The sequence below is a fragment of the Streptomyces pyxinicus genome, from assembly GCF_024753135.1.
GTDB lineage: Bacteria > Actinomycetota > Actinomycetes > Streptomycetales > Streptomycetaceae > Streptomyces > Streptomyces pyxinicus.
In genome coordinates, this window is record NZ_JANUGP010000002.1 from 173,007 (window position 1) to 187,825 (window position 14,819).

The 14,819-nt window shown below is 72.3% G+C and carries 15 protein-coding genes; 7 read left to right on the plus strand and 8 right to left on the minus strand.

Annotation, left to right across the window (positions count from 1 at the left end):
- Positions 1-23 precede the first annotated feature (23 nt).
- Positions 24-455 carry a hypothetical protein gene (locus tag NX794_RS03275; protein ID WP_258776568.1) on the minus strand — a complete coding sequence of 144 codons (432 nt, stop codon included), beginning with the start codon at positions 453-455 and terminating at the stop codon, positions 24-26.
- Positions 456-745: 290 nt separating this feature from the next.
- On the minus strand, positions 746-1,594 hold the full coding sequence (rsmI, locus tag NX794_RS03280) for a 16S rRNA (cytidine(1402)-2'-O)-methyltransferase (protein WP_258776569.1): 849 nt from the start codon (positions 1,592-1,594) through the stop codon (positions 746-748).
- 207 nt (positions 1,595-1,801) lie between these two features.
- Between rsmI and NX794_RS03285 the strand changes: the two genes are divergently transcribed.
- The 3 genes from NX794_RS03285 (at position 1,802) to NX794_RS03295 (ending at position 7,105) form a co-directional block, all read left to right on the plus strand.
- Positions 1,802-3,559: a dolichyl-phosphate-mannose--protein mannosyltransferase gene (locus NX794_RS03285; protein WP_258776570.1), complete on the plus strand. Its 1,758-nt coding sequence runs from the start codon at positions 1,802-1,804 to the stop codon at positions 3,557-3,559.
- Between the two features lie 153 nt (positions 3,560-3,712).
- Positions 3,713-5,350, plus strand: coding sequence for a penicillin-binding transpeptidase domain-containing protein (locus tag NX794_RS03290; protein ID WP_258776571.1), 1,638 nt, complete (start codon positions 3,713-3,715; stop codon positions 5,348-5,350).
- Positions 5,351-5,446: 96 nt separating this feature from the next.
- On the plus strand, positions 5,447-7,105 hold the full coding sequence (locus NX794_RS03295) for a penicillin-binding transpeptidase domain-containing protein (protein ID WP_258776572.1): 1,659 nt from the start codon (positions 5,447-5,449) through the stop codon (positions 7,103-7,105).
- A 15-nt stretch (positions 7,106-7,120) separates the two neighbouring features.
- Here NX794_RS03295 and NX794_RS03300 read toward each other — a convergent pair whose 3' ends face one another.
- On the minus strand, positions 7,121-7,459 hold the full coding sequence (locus tag NX794_RS03300) for an SsgA family sporulation/cell division regulator (RefSeq protein WP_258776573.1): 339 nt from the start codon (positions 7,457-7,459) through the stop codon (positions 7,121-7,123).
- A 148-nt stretch (positions 7,460-7,607) separates the two neighbouring features.
- On the opposite strand from NX794_RS03300, the gene NX794_RS03305 reads away from it, so the two are divergent.
- From NX794_RS03305 to NX794_RS03320, 4 genes are all read left to right on the plus strand, one after another.
- Positions 7,608-8,657, plus strand: a complete 1,050-nt coding sequence (locus tag NX794_RS03305; RefSeq protein WP_258776574.1) for an energy-coupling factor ABC transporter permease — start codon at positions 7,608-7,610, stop codon at positions 8,655-8,657.
- A 1-nt stretch (position 8,658) separates the two neighbouring features.
- Complete coding sequence (cbiQ, locus tag NX794_RS03310) at positions 8,659-9,420, plus strand: cobalt ECF transporter T component CbiQ (RefSeq protein ID WP_258776575.1); 762 nt, start codon at positions 8,659-8,661, stop codon at positions 9,418-9,420.
- Positions 9,408-10,193, plus strand: a complete 786-nt coding sequence (locus NX794_RS03315) for an energy-coupling factor ABC transporter ATP-binding protein (RefSeq protein ID WP_258776576.1) — start codon at positions 9,408-9,410, stop codon at positions 10,191-10,193. The genes cbiQ and NX794_RS03315 overlap by 13 nt, the downstream gene beginning before the upstream one ends.
- A 105-nt stretch (positions 10,194-10,298) precedes the next feature.
- Positions 10,299-11,459: a serine hydrolase domain-containing protein gene (locus NX794_RS03320; protein WP_258776577.1), complete on the plus strand. Its 1,161-nt coding sequence runs from the start codon at positions 10,299-10,301 to the stop codon at positions 11,457-11,459.
- 12 nt (positions 11,460-11,471) lie between these two features.
- Here NX794_RS03320 and NX794_RS03325 read toward each other — a convergent pair whose 3' ends face one another.
- The 5 genes from NX794_RS03325 to NX794_RS03345 all read right to left on the minus strand — a co-directional run bounded on the left by NX794_RS03325 (position 11,472) and on the right by NX794_RS03345 (position 14,697).
- The gene (locus NX794_RS03325) at positions 11,472-11,747 is read right to left on the minus strand and encodes a DUF1876 domain-containing protein (protein WP_258776967.1); all 276 of its coding nucleotides are present in this window, start codon (positions 11,745-11,747) and stop codon (positions 11,472-11,474) included.
- A 95-nt stretch (positions 11,748-11,842) separates the two neighbouring features.
- The gene (locus tag NX794_RS03330) at positions 11,843-12,718 is read right to left on the minus strand and encodes an NAD(P)-dependent oxidoreductase (protein WP_258776578.1); all 876 of its coding nucleotides are present in this window, start codon (positions 12,716-12,718) and stop codon (positions 11,843-11,845) included.
- 88 nt (positions 12,719-12,806) lie between these two features.
- Complete coding sequence (locus NX794_RS03335) at positions 12,807-13,652, minus strand: DMT family transporter (protein WP_258776580.1); 846 nt, start codon at positions 13,650-13,652, stop codon at positions 12,807-12,809.
- Positions 13,649-13,852, minus strand: a complete 204-nt coding sequence (locus NX794_RS03340; RefSeq protein ID WP_258776581.1) for a DUF397 domain-containing protein — start codon at positions 13,850-13,852, stop codon at positions 13,649-13,651. The genes NX794_RS03335 and NX794_RS03340 overlap by 4 nt, the downstream gene beginning before the upstream one ends.
- Complete coding sequence (locus tag NX794_RS03345) at positions 13,849-14,697, minus strand: helix-turn-helix domain-containing protein (RefSeq protein ID WP_258776582.1); 849 nt, start codon at positions 14,695-14,697, stop codon at positions 13,849-13,851. Before NX794_RS03345 ends, NX794_RS03340 begins: the two co-directional genes overlap by 4 nt.
- Positions 14,698-14,819: the final 122 nt, after the last annotated feature.

The window sequence follows — 14,819 nt, forward strand, 5'->3', positions numbered from 1 at the left end:
GGGATCGGGGGCCGCCGATCCGTTCAGCTCGCCCGGCGCTGGAACGGGTGGAAGAGGTCCGACAGGTGCCAGTGGTGCGGCTCACCGGCCGGCCCGGGCACCGCGGACGCCTCCGGCACCACGGGCGCCTCCGGCACCTCGACCGGTCCCGCGAGCGGCACGTGGTGGTCGTGCCGGCGGCCCGCGCCGCGCACCGAGGAGACCTGACCCGCGCGCATGATCCGCACGATGTGGCCGTCGCAGTTCTGGCAGCTCGGCCGGCTCAGCGGCGAGGGCACGACCAGGCCCTCGGCCACGTAGCGCACGCACTCGCGCCCGTCGGTGTCCTTGTGGTGCTCTATCTCGTACGACTGCTCCCAGCCGTGCCCGCAGCGCATGCAGGCGAACGAATACGACTCGTGAACGACGGCTGTGGCCGTACCGCGAAGACCGGTCCGCCCTGCGATGTCACTCATGCCGGCTCCCCATGTCCGCTGGACAAGCACCCCGTACGGGACTCCCCCTGGAACCCCCGAGGTGCGGGACGGGTGCGTCCCTCCGACCAGTGGACTCTTCCGGCGGGGCGAACGCAGCAGGGCTGTCGAGTGTTGGAGGCGATTTGGCCGTTCCTTGCAGAAACGACCCTCTTCACCCCTCGCGGGCTTTGCTTTCGACGCCGGCCTTTTGCCCTCCCATGGGGCGCCCGCTCATGCGAGAACATCCCTGCTCAGCGGGCATATTCAAAGGGGCCGGAGTGCGCCCCGGCTCACTCGCCCGCGCGCTTCGCGGCGACCACCGCGTCGAACACCACCCGCTTGGGCAGCCCCGCCTCCACCGCCACCGCCGCGATGGCCTCCTTGCGGCGTTCGCCGGCCTCCTCGCGCACCCGCACCCGGCGCACCAGCTCCGTCGCGTCGAGTTCCTCGGGGCCGGTCTCCGGGGCGCCCTCGACCACGACGGTGATCTCGCCGCGCACCCCCTCGGCGGCCCACCGGGCCAGCTCGGCCAGCGGACCGCGCCGTACCTCCTCGTACGTCTTGGTCAGCTCGCGGCACACGGCCGCCCGGCGGTCCGCGCCGAAGGCCTCGGCCATGGCGGCGAGGGTGTCGTCGAGCCGGTGCGGGGCCTCGAAGTAGACGAGGGTCCGCCGCTCGGCCGCCACCTCGCGCAGCCGGGACAGCCGCTCGCCCGCCTTGCGCGGCAGGAAGCCCTCGAAGCAGAACCGGTCGACCGGCAGCCCGGACAGCGCGAGCGCGGTCAGCACGGCGGACGGCCCGGGTACGGCGGTGACCCGGACGTCCTTCTCGACGGCGGCGGCGACCAGCCGGTACCCGGGGTCGGAGACGGACGGCATCCCGGCGTCGGTGACGAGCAGCACCCGGGCGCCGCCGAGCAGCTCCTCGACCAGCTCGGGCGTGCGGGCGGACTCGTTGCCCTCGAAGTACGACACCACGCGGCCCCGGGTCTGCACGCCCAGGGCCTGGGTGAGCCGGCGCAGCCGCCGGGTGTCCTCGGCGGCCACCACGTCGGCGCCGGCCAGCTCCTCGGCCAGCCGGGGCGGCGCGTCCGCGATGTCGCCGATGGGGGTTCCTGCGAGGACAAGGGTTCCAGTCACGCCCCCATCCTCGCAGGAGGGCCGGACACGCCGGAAAACGCCCGTACGACCCCGACCGCACCCGGACCCACGCCCCTGACCGCCCCGCACCCGCGCCCCCGCCTGACCCCGCGGACACGCCCCGCCTCCACCCCACGAACGCGCCCGCCTCCCCACCGTTACCCACATGCGCGGGACTCCCACAGAACGGTTCCCTACGATGGCGCGGTGACCAGTACCGCGTCCTCCATGGACCTCCGGCAGGGCCAGACGCCGCACGACCGGCGGCCGTCGTGGCAGCAGCGGCTGCGCCGATTCGGGTACACGCCGTCCAAGGACGCGCCCGAGGCCGACGTGCGCGACCGGCTGGTGCCGCCGTTCACCGAGCCGAGCCCCCGGCTGTGGCAGGCGTTCGGCCTGTCGCCGGTGCTCACCGACCGGATCAGGCGCTGGTCCGGCTGGGGCGGCCCCCTGCTGGTGACCCTGATGGCGGGCCTGATGCGGTTCTGGAACCTGGGCAGCCCGCGCGCGGTGATATTCGACGAGACGTACTACGCGAAGGACGCCTGGGCGCTCGTCCACCACGGCTTCGAGGTCAGCTGGGACAAGTACGGCAAGAACGCCAACGACCTCGTCCTGTCGACGCACGGACACCTGTCGGTGCCGACGGACGCGGCGTACGTGGTGCACCCGCCGGTGGGCAAGTACGTCATCGGTCTCGGCGAGCTGGTGTTCGGGTTCGACCCGTTCGGGTGGCGGTTCATGACGGCGCTGCTGGGCACACTGAGCGTGCTGCTGCTGTGCCGGATCGGGCGCCGGATGTTCCGCTCGACGTTCCTGGGCTGTCTGGCGGGCGCGCTGATGGCGGTGGACGGCCTGCACTTCGTGATGAGCCGGACCTCGCTGCTCGACGGCGTGCTGATGTTCTTCGTGGTGGCCGCGTTCGGCTGCCTGATCCTGGACCGGGACCGCTCCCGGGCGCGGCTCGCCGCCGCGCTGCCGGCCGACGCCGACGGCCGGGTCCGGCCGGACGCGCGGGTCGCGGACACGTTCCGGTCCGGTCTGCGCCCCTGGCGCTGGGCGGCCGGTCTGATGCTGGGCCTGGCCATCGGCACGAAGTGGAACGGCCTGTACATCCTGGCCGCGTTCTGCGTGATGACGGTGCTGTGGGACGTGGGCGCCCGCAAGGTGGCCGGCGCCCGGCACCCGTACACGGCGGCCCTGAAGTACGACACCGGGATCGCGTTCCTGGCGACGGTCCCGGTGGCCGTCGTCGTCTACCTGGCCTCCTGGACGGGCTGGATCCTCTCCGCCTCCGACGGCACCGGCGGCTACTACCGCAACTGGGCCGCCACCGACGGCAAGGGCGGCAGCTGGACCTTCCTGCCGGACTGGCTGCGCAGCCTGTGGCACTACGAGCACGAGGTCTACAAGTTCCACGTCGGGCTCACGTCCCCGCACACCTACCAGTCCAACCCGTGGAGCTGGATCGTGCTGGGCCGCCCGGTGTCGTACTTCTACGAGTCCCCGAACCCCGGCGCCGACGGCTGCCCGGCGGACGCGGGCGAGAAGTGCGCCCGCGAGGTACTGGCGCTCGGCACACCGCTGCTGTGGTGGGTGGGCTGCCTGGCCCTGGTGTACGTGCTGTGGCGCTGGGCGTTCCGCCGCGACTGGCGGGCCGGTGCCATCGCGTGCGGGATCGCGGCCGGTTACCTGCCCTGGTTCATGTACCAGGAGCGGACGATCTTCCTCTTCTACGCCGTCGTCTTCCTGCCGTTCCTGTGCCTGGCGGTGGCGATGCTGCTCGGCGCCCTGATCGGCCCCGCCGGCTCCACCGACACCCGCCGCCTGATCGGCGCCTCCACGGCGGGCGTCCTCGTCCTGTTGATCGCCTGGAACTTCATCTACTTCTGGCCCCTTTACACCGGCACCGCGATCCCGATCGACAGTTGGCGGTCGCGGATGTGGCTGGATACGTGGGTTTAGCGGACACGATTGGTTGCCGTTCGGACAACAATCGGCAACTGCGGTCACAGGAGTGGCGCAACCGCTTACAGTTCTCCACGCCCTGGAGTTGAACGCGTTCAGACGCGTGCAGGCGACGGGACGTGTCACGGGGAACGGGGAGGGGTGCGCGGGATGCGCAAGGGAGTCAAGGGCGCCGTCATAGCCGGTGTGTGCGTGACGGTGTTGGGCGGGGCCGGGTACGGCGCCTACAACGTGCTGTCCGCGCTGGCCGGTGAGGAAGGGACCACGGGCGCGGCGACCGTGAAGTCCGGGCCGCCGGACCGGGACGAGGTCGGGAAGGCCACGGCCGCGTTCTTCGCGGCCTGGGAGAAGGGCGACGCGGCGACCGCGGCGTCGTACACGAACTACCCGGACCGGGCACGGCAGTTGCTGACGGCCTTCGCCGAGGACGCGCACATCGGCAAGGTGCGTATCACGCCGGGCAAGGCCGGCGGGCGGACCGTCCCGTACACCGTGCGGGCGACGGTGTCGTACGGCGGTGCCGCCAAGCCGATCACCTACCGCAGCAAGGTCACGGTGGTGCGCGGGGAGACCTCGCACCGCGCGCTGGTGGACTGGCAGCCCGCTGTCGTGCACCCCCGGCTGCGCAACGGCGACACCCTCGTCACCGGCGAGTCCGCCGCCCCGCCGATCGAGGCCGTGGACCGCGACGGCGGCGTACTGACCAGGGAGAAGTACCCGTCGCTCGGGCCTCTCCTGGACGACCTGCGCAAGCGCTACGGCGGCCGGGCGGGCGGCCGGGCCGGCGTGGAGCTGGCCGTGCGGCACGGCGGCGGGGTGAACGCGGACGGCACCGGCGAGGCCGACACTCCGCTGCTCACCCTCGTCAAGGGCCGCCCCGGCAAGCTGCGCACGACGCTCAGCGCGAGCGCGCAGGCCGCGGCCGAGACGGCCGTGGGGAGGTACGGCAACTCGTCCGTGGTCGCCGTCAAGCCCAGCACCGGTGAGATCCTGGCCGTCGCCAACAACCGCGTGGACGGCTTCGACGCGGCCCTCCTCGGCGAGCGCGCCCCCGGCTCCACGATGAAGATCATCAGCGCCGCGACCCTCATCGACAACGGTCTGACCACCGCGAACGGCAAGGCCCCCTGTCCCCCGGCGGCGGTGTGGCAGAGCCAGACCTTCCAGAACCTCACGGGCCTGGCCCCGAACGAGGACGCCACCCTCTCCGAGAGCTTCGCCCGGTCCTGCAACACGGCGTTCGTGAAGTTCGCCGACGAGGTGAAGGCGGACTCGCTCACCAAGGAGGCCGAGGAGCGGTTCGGCATCGGGAAGACCTGGCAGATCGGCGTGGCCTCCTTCGACGGCAGCGTGCCCGCGACCGGTGGCCCCGACACCGCCGCCGCCCTGATCGGCCAGGGCCAGGTGCAGATGAGCCCGCTCGACATGGCCTCCGTGACGGCGACCGCGAAGACCGGCGCCTTCCGTCAGCCGGTGCTCGTGCCGCTCTCCCTGGACAAGCGGGAACCGGCCCGCGCGCGTGGGCTGTCGCCGAGCACGGTCGCGCAGCTGCGCGCGATGATGAACCGCACCGCGACCAGCGGCACCGCGGCGCGCACCATGGCGGGCCTGAGCGGCAGCGTCGGCGCGAAGACCGGCTCGGCGGAGGCCGACGGGCAGGCACGGTCGGACAGCTGGTTCACCGGCTACCGCGACGACGTCGCCGCGGCGGCGATGGTGCAGGACGGCGGCCACGGCGTCGACGCCGCCGGTCCGATTGTCGCAAGCGTGCTACGGAACGCCGGCTGAGATCACCCGGCGCGGCGGGGACTTTAAGGTGATGGGCGTCGTCGGGGCTGGTGAGGGTCCCGGGGATCCTGGGGAAGGTGCGGAGGAACTGAGGACGTGGGCAAGAGAAGGCGCGTCGCCGAGCGACGGAGAACCAGACCCGCGGTGCTGGGCGCGACGATAGCCGTGGTCGCCGTCGGCGCCGGGGTCGGCGGGTACGCGCTGTACGGCCGGGGCGCCGAGGCCGACGACCGGACCACCGCCGCCCGCACCGTGAAGACCGGCCCGCTCAGCGCGGCGGAGGTCCGGACGGCCGCCACGCGCTTCCTCACCGCCTGGCAGCGGGGCGGCGTCACCGAGGCCGCCGCCGGCACCGACGACCCGGCCGCCGCCACCCGGCTGCTGACCGGCTACGCCAAGGACGCCCACCTCAAGGGCGTCACCCTCACCCCGGCAGCGGCGAAGGGCGCGCACGTCCCGTTCGCCGTGAAGGCGACGGTCGCCTACCGGGGCCTCACCAAGCCGCTGTCCTACGGCAGTTCGCTCACCGTCGTGCGCCGCGCGAGCGACGGCAAAGCGCTGGTCGACTGGCACGCCTCCGTCGTCCACCCCGAGCTGAAGGACGGCGACACGCTCGTCACGGGCGAGTCGGGCACCCCGCCGGTCACCGCGCTGGACCGCGACGGCGGCGAGCTGACGGCCACCCGGTACCCGTCGCTCGGCACGGTGCTGGACGGGCTGCGGGAGAAGTACGGCAAGACGGCGGGCGGCAAGGCGGGCGTCGAGCTGCGCGTGCTGCGCGGCAAGGCGTCGAAGGCGGCCAAGCTGTCCGACAAGACGCTGGTGGAGCTGAGCAAGGGCACGCCGGGCACGGTGAAGACGACGCTGAGCCCCACCCTCCAGGCGGCGGCCGAGCGGCAGGTCGACAAGCGGGACCGCGCCTCCGTGACCGTCGTACGGCCCTCGACCGGCGAGATCCTCGCGGTCGCCAACAGCGGGCACGGCTTCAACACCGCTTTCCAGGGCTCCCTCGCGCCCGGCTCCACGATGAAGATCATCACCTCGTCGCTGTTGATCGACAAGGGCCTCGCGTCGGCCGACAAGAAGCACCCGTGTCCGAAGACGGTCACCTTCGGCGGCTGGAAGTTCCACAACGACGACGACTTCGAGATCAAGGGCGGCACCTTCAAGGCGAGCTTCGCCCGGTCCTGCAACACCGCCTTCATCAGCCAGGCCGAGAAGCTGAAGAACGACGACCTGACCAAGCAGGCGCAGCAGGTCTTCGGCCTCTCCAGGAACAACTGGGCGATAGGCGTGCCCACCTTCGACGGCTCGGTGCCGGTGCAGTCGGCGGCGCAGATGGCGGCCTCGCTGATCGGACAGGGCGGGGTGCGGATGAACCCGCTGAACATGGCCTCGGTGGCGGCCACCGTGAAGTCGGGCACCTTCCGCCAGCCGTACCTGGTCGCGCCGTCCGTCGACCACCGCACCCTGGCCACCGCCTCCCGGACCCTGTCGGGCAGGACACTGTCCCAACTGCGCGACCTGATGCGGTACACGGCCGCCTACGGCACCGCCGCCGAGGCGATGTCGGGGCTCGGCCCCGACTACGGCGCGAAGACGGGCTCGGCGGAGGTCGACGGCCAGAAGAAGCCCAACGGCTGGTTCGCCGCCTACCGGGGCGACCTCGCCGCTGCGGGCGTGGTGCAGGCGGGCGGGCACGGCGGCGACACGGCCGGCCCGATCGTGGCGTCCCTGCTCAAGCTCGGAGGCTGAGACGCGGGGCCTCGTTCAGGTGCGGACCGGCTCGACGGTGTAGGTCCGGCGCAGGAATCTGACCAGCGCCTTCGACTCGAACTGGACGACCTCGACCCCGTGGTCCGTGTGGAACTCCACCACGGCCTGGACCCGGCCGCAGGGCCAGACGCGGACGGCGCCGCTCTCGGCCGGTGCCCGCAGTCCTCGTTCCAGCAGCGCGCGGGAGAAGGTCCACTCGTGCGGTCCCGGCAGGCCGAACCGCACCGACCGGGGATCGGAGTCGGGGTCGTACCGCAGTACCACGGGTACGGCTCCCGGGTCCTCCTCGTCCGTGACGATGTGGGCGCGGGCGTACTGCTCGACCACTGACATCGGATCGCCCTCTCACGCTCTGTGACGTATGCGAAAGACGTCCATTCCGCTTGCTATCCAATGTCGCACATTTCCCCGGAGCCGCCCGGCGAACCCGAAACCGCCTCTCTCTTGCAAAGGATTTGCAAGAACGGTCTAAAATCGCCCCGTGCATGTACCTGACGGATTCATAGACGCCCCCACCTCCGCGGTCGCCGGAGTGGTCGCCGCCGGCGCCCTCGCGGTCAGCCTGCGCGGTGCCCGCCGTGAGCTCGACGAGAAGACGGCCCCGCTGGCCGGTCTCGTGGCGGCGTTCATCTTCGCCGTGCAGATGCTCAACTTCCCCGTCGCCGCGGGCACCAGCGGCCATCTCCTGGGCGGTGCGCTCGCCGCCATCCTCGTCGGGCCCTATACCGGCGTGCTGTGCGTGTCGGTCGTGCTGCTCATGCAGGGCGTGCTGTTCGCCGACGGCGGCCTGACCGCGCTCGGCGTGAACATCACGGACATGGCGATCGCCACCACGGTCGTGTCGTACGCCGTCTTCCGCGGGCTGCTCGCCGTGCTGCCCCGCAAGCGGCGCTCGGTGACCGTGGCCTCCTTCGTGGCCGCGCTGGTGTCGGTGCCGGCCGCCGCGGTGGTGTTCACGCTGATCTACGCGATCGGCGGCACCACGGACGTCTCCCTCGGCAAGGTCGCCACCGCGATGATCGGTGTCCATGTGCTGATCGGTATCGGGGAGGCGGTCATCACCGCGCTCACCGTCGGTGCCGTCGTCGCCGTGCGCCCCGACCTCGTGCACGGCGCGCGCGGCTTGCGGCAGCGCCTGCGGTTGCGCGTGAACGGCGCGCTGGTGGACGCGCCCGCCCCGGCGCCCACGGCGCCCGTCGCGGCGCGCACCTCGCGGCGCACGCTGTGGGTGACGGGTCTGGTCACCTCGCTCGTCCTCGCCGGCTTCGTCAGCTTCTACGCCTCGGCCAACCCCGACGGCCTGGAGAAGGTCGCGCACGACAAGGGCATCGACAAGAAGGCCGAGGAGCACGCGTCGGCCGACTCCCCGCTCGCCGACTACGGCGTCAAGGACATCTCCGACGCCCGGCTGTCCGGCGGTCTCGCGGGCGTGATCGGCGTGGGCGTCACGGTCGTGGCGGGCAGCGCGGTGTTCTGGGCGGTGCGCCGGCGCCGGACCACGGACGTCTCCCCGGCCTCCACGGGGCTCTGAGGTGGGAGCGGGGCACGCGCATCGGCTGTACCGGCACGGGCACTCGCCCGTGCACGGGCTGCCGCCGCACACCAAGCTGGCTGCCACCTTCTTGTTCGTCGTGGTCGTCGTCTCGACACCGCGCGAGGCGATGTGGGCGTTCGGGGTGTACGCGGTCCTGCTCGCCGTCGTCGCGTACCACGCGCGCGTGCCCGCCGGTTTCCTGCTCAGGCGGCTGCTGATCGAGGTCCCGTTCGTCGCGTTCGCGGTGCTCATGCCGTTCGTCGCGGAGGGCGAGCGGGTGCACGTCCTCGGGCTGTCGCTGAGCGAGAGCGGCCTGTGGGGCGCCTGGAACGTGCTCGCCAAGGGCACCCTCGGCGTCGCCGCCTCCGTGCTGCTCGCCGCCACCACCGAGCTGCGCGAACTGCTCCTCGGGCTCCAGCGGCTGAAGCTGCCGCCGCTGCTCGTGCAGATCGCCTCCTTCATGATCCGCTACGGCGACGTCATCACCGACGAGATGCGCCGGATGCGGATCGCCCGCGAGTCGCGCGGCTTCGAGGCGCGGGGCGTGCGCCACTGGGGCGTGCTCGCCAAGTCCGCCGGTGCCCTGTTCATCCGCTCCTACGAGCGCGGCGAGCGCGTCCACCTGGCCATGATCAGCCGGGGGTACGCCGGCTCGATGCCCGTCATCGACGAGGTGACCGCGTCCCGGGCGCAGTGGTCCCACGCCCTCGCCCTCCCCGTCGCCGCCCTCGCCGTCTGTCTGCTGGGATGGGCCCTGTGACTACACCTGCCTCACCTGCCTCGCTGGAGGTCTCCGGCCTCGCCTTCGCCTACCCGGACGGCCACCAGGCCCTGTTCGGCGTCGACTTCCGCGTCACGCGCGGCGAGCGGGTCGCGCTGCTCGGCCCGAACGGCGCCGGCAAGACCACCCTGGTGCTGCACCTGAACGGCATCCTCGGCGGCGGCACCGGCACGGTGACCGTGGCCGGGCTGCCCGTCGGCAAGCGGCACATGGCGGTGATCCGGCAGAAGGTCGGCATCGTCTTCCAGGACCCGGACGACCAGCTCTTCATGCCGACCGTGCGCGAGGACGTGGCCTTCGGACCGGCCGCCGCCGGACTCAAGGGGGCCGCGCTGGAGGAGCGGGTACGGCACGCCCTGGAGCTGGTCGGCATGGCGGACTTCGCCGACCGGCCGCCGCACCACCTCTCCTTCGGCCAGCGCCGGCGCGTCGCCGTGGCGACCGTGCTCGCGATGGAGCCGGAGATCCTGGTGCTGGACGAGCCGTCCTCCAACCTCGACCCGGCCTCCCGGCGCGAACTCGCCGACATCCTGCGCTCCCTGGACGTGACCGTGCTCATGGTCACGCACGACCTGCCGTACGCCCTGGAGCTGTGCCCGCGCGCGCTGGTCCTCAGCGAGGGAGTGATCGCGGCGGACGGCCCGACCGGCGCACTCCTCTCCGACGAGGAGCTGATGCGGGCGCACCGCCTGGAGCTGCCGTTCGGCTTCGACCCGCGCACGGTGGCACCGCCCGCCCGGGAGCGCGCGTGACCGGGCACGGGCCGGGGCGCGCGTGACGGGGTGCGCGCCGGGGAATCACCGGCCGGCAGGCTTTGTTGCAGCGTCTGTCGCAGGTGACGGGAAGGGACGGCGGGCGTGGACGTGAACGGCACTGTGGCCGAGGGCTTCGAGCCGGTCAGGGAGGCGTTCGCCGCGAACTTCGCGCTGCTCGGCGAGCGCGGCGCGGCCGTCGCCGTCTACCGCGACGGGCACCGGGTCGTGGACCTGTGGGCCGGCACCGGGGACGTGGACGGGGAGACGCCGTGGGAGCGCGGCACCGCGCAGATCGTGCGTTCCGCCACCAAGGGCGTCGCCGCCGCCGCGCTGCTGCTCCTGCACCAGCGCGGCGACCTCGACCTGGACGCGCCGGTCGGCACGTACTGGCCGGAGTACAAGGCGGCCGGCAAGGAGCACACGCGCGTACGGCACCTGCTCTCGCACCGCGCGGGCGTGCCGGTGCTGGACCGCCCGCTCACCCCGCAGGAGGCCGCCGACCCGGACCTGACCGCTGCCGCCGTCGCCGCGCAGGCACCGGTGTGGGAGCCGGGCACGGACCACGGCTACCACGCCCACACCTACGGCTGGCTCACCGGAGAGCTGCTGCGACGCGTCACCGGCCGCCCGATGGGCGAGTGGATCGCCGAGGAGATGACCGGACCGGTCGGCGCCGACCTGTGGCTGGGGCTGCCGGAATCGCAGCACGCGCGCGTGGGACGCGTCGGCCCCACCGAGGCCCCGCACAGCGCGGGCGCCCTGAAGACCCGCCCCAAGCGTGCCGTCACCGAGGCCTACGCCGACCCGGCATCACTGACCCGGCGCGCGTTCGCCGCGATCACCCCGGCGCCCGACGAGAACTCCCCCGCCTACCGCGCGGCCGTCCTGCCCGCCTCCAACGGCATCGCCACCGCCGACGGCCTGGCCCGCCTCTACGCCTCGCTCATCGGCGAGGTGGACGGCGGCGCCCGCCTGTTCACGCCGGACACGACGGAACTGGCCCGCACCGAGCAGTCCGCGGGACCGGACCGGGTGCTCGTCGTGGGCACCCGGTTCGGCCTCGGGTACATGCTGCACGGCGCCGCGTCCCCGCTGCTCTCCCCCGCCTCCTTCGGCCACCCGGGCCGGGGCGGCGCGCTGGCCTTCGCCGACCCGGAGACGGGCGTCGCGTTCGGCTACGTCACCAACGGCTTCCGCAAGAGCGTGACGGCCGACCCGAGGGCGCAGTCCCTGGTACGGGCGCTGCGCACGGCGCTGGCGTAGCCACTGTTCGGCTCACATGTGGATCGGATGCGACGTCCGCCCCGAGTCCGCGTCGATCTCGTCGTGGGCCTTGCCCAAAAGCTGCCGCGCCAGGTCGTCGAGGGCACGGGCGCCCGCGATCTCCTCACCCACCCTGGGCTGGTTGACGTCGACGTCGTGGCGGCTGGCGTGCCCGTGCGACCGCACCTCGGTGCCGTCGGGCAGGCGCACCAGGGCCGCCGCGCGCGTGTGCTGATCGTCCTCCTGGAACTCCAGCTCGATGTGCCATCCGACAGCGGTGTGCGTCACCGTCATCTCGACCACCTCCGGAAGACGCCTGGTCCCGCCACCTCCCAGGGTCCTCCCACGCGCGCTGAACGTCATCTCGGCGCCCTCGGCGGCGGTCAGTCGAAGCTGGCGAAGTACGCCGCCGCCATGTCCTCGTCCGCGTGCCCGCGCGCGGCGGCACGGGCGAACCGCTCGGCGGCCGCGGTGGCCACGTCGAGCCGTACGCCGTTGCTCTCCCCCGCCTCGACGATGAGCCGGGCGTCCTTCTCGGCGGTGGACACGGCGAACGCGGCCGGGGTGAGCCCCCCGTCGAGCACCAGTGCCGCCTTGGCCCGCAGATAACCCATGTCGAGCGGCCCACCCTCGATGAGGTCGAAGAAGTCCTGCGGCGCTACGTCGAGAGCCTTGGCCAGGGCCAGCACCTCGCCGGTCGCGGCGGTGGCGGCGAGCACCCAGCTGTTGGCGACCAGCTTGAGCCGGCTGGCGCTGCCCGCGCCGCCGTCGTCCCCGGTCCACAGCGTCTTGGCGCCGACCGCGTCGAAGACCGGCGTCACCGTCGCCCGGCCCTCCTCCGGCCCGGCGGCCAGCACGGTCAGCTGGCCGGCCTCGGCGGGCTCACGGGTGCCGAGCACGGGGGCGTCGTAGAAGATCAGCCCGTGCTCGCGCGCGAACGCGGCCAGCGCTTGGACGAGTTCGATCCCGGCGGTGGTGGACTGCGCCCACACCGTGCCGGGGCGCAGCGCGGGGGCGGCCTCGCGCAGCACGTCGAGGACGGTGTGGCCGTCGTAGAGCATGGTCAGGACGACGTCGGCGCCCTCGACGGCCTCGGCGGGGGTGTCGCAGATCCGGGCGCCGTCGGCGGCCAGCGGCTCGGCCTTGTCGCGAGTGCGGTTCCAGGCGCGGACGCCGAGCCCGGCACGGCACAGGTTGCGGGCCATCGCGGCCCCCATGATGCCGGTGCCCAGAACACTGACGGTCGGCTGGTCGGTCATGGACGGCTCCCTGTCGTGTGGTGGCTGTGCCTCGTACTCCGACGCCATCCTCGTACGCCGAGGCCCGCAGCACACCGTCCACCGCGCGCTATCCGGCGTGCAGCATCAGCCCGATCCCGACCACCAGCAGGCCGGCCGCCGCGATCCGGGGCGCGCCGAAGCGCTCCTTGAACAGCAGCGCGCCGATGGCCGCGCCGACGATGATCGAGGACTCGCGCAACGCGGCCACGGGCGCGAGTTCGGCACGGGTCTGCGCCCACAGGACGAGGGCGTACGCGGCGACGGACAGGGCGGCGCCGAGCAGGCCGAGGGCGGCGTAGGGGCGGAGCAGGCGGACGGTGTCGGCACGCGCGCGTGCGTACATGTAGGCGGGGATCGCGGCCCCCTGGACGGCCATGAGCCAGGCGATGTACCCGAGCGGAGAGTGCGCGGCGCGTACGCCCAGGCCGTCGACGACCGTGTACGCGGCGATGGTGAGCCCGGTGGCCAGGGCGGCGCCGACGGCCGCCCAGTTCGGCCGGCTGCCGCGCAGCCCCCACAGTCCGACCCCACTGAGCCCGAGGCACGACACGCCGATCCCGGCCAGCATCCAGGGACCGGGCACCTCGTGGGCGAAGACGGCGGCGAGCACGGCGACGACGAGCGGCGCGCTGCCGCGCGCGAGCGGGTACGTCTGCCCGAAGTCACCGAGCCGGAAGGACGTCATCAGCAGCGCGTAGTAAGCGATGTGGACCACCGCCGACACCATCAGATACGGCCACGCCCCCGCCGCCGGAACCCCCACGAACGGCACCACCGCCAGCCCGATCAGCAGACCCCCACCGGAGATCAGCGTGAACCCGACCAGCTTGTCGGTGATCCGGTGCGCGATGGCGTTCCAACTGGCATGCGTGATGGCGGCAAGCAGAACGGCGGCCGCGACGAGCGGCGTCATACGGCGCGTTCGTCGCCCTCCCCGGTGAGGGCGAGGAAGTTCGTCCAGGTGGAGGGGGCGACCGTCAGGCGGGCGGTGTCGGGGGTTTTGGAGTCGCGGATGTGGATGGTGGCGGGGGTGGTGGCCACTTCCACGCAGTCGTTGATGTCGCTGCTGTCGCTGTAGCTGCTCTTGAACCAGTGGAGCTCCGACGTCGTCATAGTCTCCCCATCACGTGCTCGATGAAAGCCAGCGACTCCCGCGGTGTGAGAGCCTGCGCACGGATCATGCCGAAGCGCAGTTCAAGGATACGAAGGTCTTTCGGGGTTTGGACCGGACGGCCGTTGAAGGCACCTGCGGACCGGCCGACTCCCGTGCCATCGGCGAACTTCAGCAGATGGATCATGCCGTGCTGGGCTCCGGCGTGCTCGGCGCAGTCGGTCGGCATGACCTGGATGCTGACGTTCCGCAACTGCGAGACCGCCAGGAGATGTTCCAGTTGACGCCGTAACACCGCCCTTCCTCCGAGGGGTCGTTCCAGGGTCACCTGCTCCTGGACGAAACTGAGTGACGGGGCGGGATCCCGTTCGAAGATCGCCTTCCGGGCCATGCGAGCGGAAGTGCCCCGTTCGATCTCGTCCTCCGAGTAGGCGGGTTGTGCCATCTCGAACAGCGCCCGCGCGTACTCCGAGGTCTGTAGCAGCCCTTGGATGTTGTGGTTGCTGTACACAAGGACCTCCGCCGCACGGTCCTCCAGAGCCTTCAGCTCCCGCACTTTCTTGGGATAACGCGCCTTCCTCATGTCCTCCATGAACGCCCGCAGATGCCCCCGCGCCCGCAGGACCTGGTCCGCGCGGTCCAGGAACTCCGGGCGGGGAATCCTCGTGCCGTTCTCCATCTTGCGGATCATGTCCTCGCCGTAGCCGGTGAGTTCGGCCAGATCGGCGACCCGCATCCCGGCCGATTCCCGGCACACCTTCAGCAGGCGCCCCACCGCCTGCACCACCGGCTCGATCTCGTCCCCGGGTTCGACGTCCCAGCCCGCCTCGTCCACGTCCTCGTGCATCTCCACCTCCGTCGGCAGCCGTACCCGTACAACGCCCGGGACAGCCGGGACAGCACGGGACAACCCCCGGACAAGACAAAGCCGGTGAGGGTGCAGCCCCGTCCCCACGGGCACCCTCACCG